Below are 3,150 nucleotides of genomic sequence, written 5' to 3'. Positions count from 1 at the left end.
AGGTACGGAATAGCCTCTGGAAACGGAGAGTAATACCGTATGTGCCCTTCGGGGGAAAGATTTATCGCCTTTGGATTAGCCCGCGTTAGATTAGGTAGTTGGTGGGGTAATGGCCTACCAAGCCTACGATCTATAGCTGGTTTTAGAGGATGATCAGCAACACTGGGACTGAGACACGGCCCAGACTCCTACGGGAGGCAGCAGTGGGGAATCTTGGACAATGGGGGCAACCCTGATCCAGCCATGCCGCGTGAGTGATGAAGGCCCTAGGGTCGTAAAGCTCTTTCGCCTGTGAAGATAATGACGGTAGCAGGTAAAGAAACCCCGGCTAACTCCGTGCCAGCAGCCGCGGTAATACGGAGGGGGTTAGCGTTGTTCGGAATTACTGGGCGTAAAGCGCACGTAGGCGGATCGGAAAGTTGGGGGTGAAATCCCGGGGCTCAACCCCGGAACGGCCTCCAAAACTATCGGTCTAGAGTTCGAGAGAGGTGAGTGGAATTCCGAGTGTAGAGGTGAAATTCGTAGATATTCGGAGGAACACCAGTGGCGAAGGCGGCTCACTGGCTCGATACTGACGCTGAGGTGCGAAAGTGTGGGGAGCAAACAGGATTAGATACCCTGGTAGTCCACACCGTAAACGATGAATGCCAGTCGTCGGGTAGCATGCTATTCGGTGACACACCTAACGGATTAAGCATTCCGCCTGGGGAGTACGGTCGCAAGATTAAAACTCAAAGGAATTGACGGGGGCCCGCACAAGCGGTGGAGCATGTGGTTTAATTCGAAGCAACGCGCAGAACCTTACCAACCCTTGACATCCTAGGACCGTCCCAGAGATGGGTCTTTCACTTCGGTGACCTAGTGACAGGTGCTGCATGGCTGTCGTCAGCTCGTGTCGTGAGATGTTCGGTTAAGTCCGGCAACGAGCGCAACCCACGTCCTTAGTTGCCAGCAGTTCGGCTGGGCACTCTAAGGAAACTGCCCGTGATAAGCGGGAGGAAGGTGTGGATGACGTCAAGTCCTCATGGCCCTTACGGGTTGGGCTACACACGTGCTACAATGGCAGTGACAATGGGTTAATCCCAAAAAGCTGTCTCAGTTCGGATTGGGGTCTGCAACTCGACCCCATGAAGTCGGAATCGCTAGTAATCGCGTAACAGCATGACGCGGTGAATACGTTCCCGGGCCTTGTACACACCGCCCGTCACACCATGGGAGTTGGTTCTACCCGACGGCCGTGCGCCAACCTTTTGGAGGCAGCGGACCACGGTAGGATCAGCGACTGGGGTGAAGTCGTAACAAGGTAGCCGTAGGGGAACCTGCGGCTGGATCACCTCCTTTCTAAGGATGTATCTAGTTAGATCTGTTCGCAGATCTCGTGATACACTTAGCAGAAGATCAACAAACAAAGTTGGTCAAACTCAAGGACCGAGCCGTCCTCATATCTCTTCAGACAGATGGATCCTGCGATTGGTGCTGGATCCGGCAAGGGGCCTTAGCTCAGCTGGGAGAGCGCCTGATTTGCATTCAGGAGGTCAGGAGTTCGATCCTCCTAGGCTCCACCATGATTTGCAGTCGGCCCTATTGAGAGATGGGTCGGTAGCTCAGGTGGTTAGAGCGCACGCCTGATAAGCGTGAGGTCGGAGGTTCAAGTCCTCCTCGACCCACCATTCCTCGCTTCGATCAGATCGTTGAGCACTTGTTTGAGTGTTCAGCCGTCCGATTGGACGTATCCTTTGACATCGTTAAGAGAGAAATCAATCAACACTGTTTGATTGGCGCCGAGTGTGGCGTTGATCTCAGTCGTTCTCATCTTCGGGTGAGCGGGTTGTGACACGGGTGTTTCCTCGCCTGTCCACGGCTATCGCGGCTGAAACGAACAGAGTTGTCCAAGTCAAGTACACTAACCCGCATGATCTGACGATCATGCATGTCTTCCATTCTCCGTGCGGGGCCGACCGACATCGGCAGCATGGGTTCCAGGATGGAAGGCGGGAAAGTATGCTTTTGGTTCAGAAGAAAGATCGCCTTTAGTTACCAGCTGGGCGGTCGCGATTGACATACTTGTGCTCAAGTAGCCGAATAGGCGGTAGCACAACTATCGTGTGTCTTTCTCTTTCTGGATCAAATCAAGCGCGAGAAGGGCGTTTGGTGAATGCCTTGGCAGCAAGAGGCGATGAAAGACGTGATACTCTGCGATAAGCCATGGGGAGCTGAGAATAAGCTTTGATCCATGGATCTCTGAATGGGGCAACCCACCTGAAAGCTTCATATTGTTATCTTTGATACTCAATATGGGGTTTAAACAGGTACTTAAGACCTGAATACATAGGGTTTTAAGGGCAAACCCGGGGAACTGAAACATCTAAGTACCCGGAGGAAAGGAAATCAATTGATACTCCCCTAGTAGCGGCGAGCGAACGGGGACCAGCCGAGCCGGATAAGTGAGAAGAACATGTTGGGAAGCATGGCCATAGCGGGTGACAGCCCCGTATTCGAAGCTTTGACGGACGTATTAAGTAGGGCGGAACACGTGAAATTCTGTCTGAAGATCGGAGGACCACCTTCGAAGGCTAAGTACTCCTTGCTGACCGATAGCGAACCAGTACCGTGAGGGAAAGGTGAAAAGCACCCCGACGAGGGGAGTGAAACAGTACCTGAAACCGAACGCCTACAATCAGTCGGAGGCTCCTAGCGAGCTGACGGCGTACCTTTTGTATAATGGGTCATCGACTTGGTCTCACGAGCAAGCTTAAGCCGTTAGGTGTAGGCGTAGCGAAAGCGAGTCTTAATAGGGCGTATGAGTTCGTGGGATCAGACCCGAAACCGAGTGATCTAGGCATGGCCAGGTTGAAGGTGCGGTAACACGCACTGGAGGACCGAACCCACATCCGTTGAAAAGGATCGGGATGAGCTGTGCCTAGGGGTGAAAGGCCAATCAAACTCGGAGATAGCTGGTTCTCTGCGAAATCTATTTAGGTAGAGCGTCATCCGAATACCCCGGGGGGTAGAGCACTGGATGGGTAATGGGGCCCCACAGGCTTACTGATCCTAACCAAACTCCGAATACCCGGGAGTACTAGATGGCAGACACACTGCGGATGCTAACGTCCGTAGTGGAGAGGGAAACAACCCTGACCTACAGCTAAG

Annotated in this window: 2 tRNA genes and 2 rRNA genes; all 4 read left to right on the top strand. The window is 53.1% G+C overall.

Features of this window, described 5'->3' with window-relative positions:
* Positions 1 to 1,341 (top strand): 16S ribosomal RNA (locus tag AC2FM5_RS19450); the annotation flags it as partial.
* 148 nt (positions 1,342 to 1,489) lie between these two features.
* A tRNA-Ala gene (locus AC2FM5_RS19445) sits at positions 1,490 to 1,565 on the top strand.
* 28 nt (positions 1,566 to 1,593) lie between these two features.
* Positions 1,594 to 1,670, top strand: a tRNA-Ile gene (locus tag AC2FM5_RS19440).
* Between the two features lie 457 nt (positions 1,671 to 2,127).
* Positions 2,128 to 3,150, top strand: a 23S ribosomal RNA gene (locus AC2FM5_RS19435); the annotation flags it as partial.

It is taken from the genome of Ruegeria sp. BHSA162, from assembly GCF_059613385.1.
The sequence above is the reverse complement of the archived record's forward strand: the minus strand, read 5'-3'. Positions and strand labels throughout refer to the sequence as shown.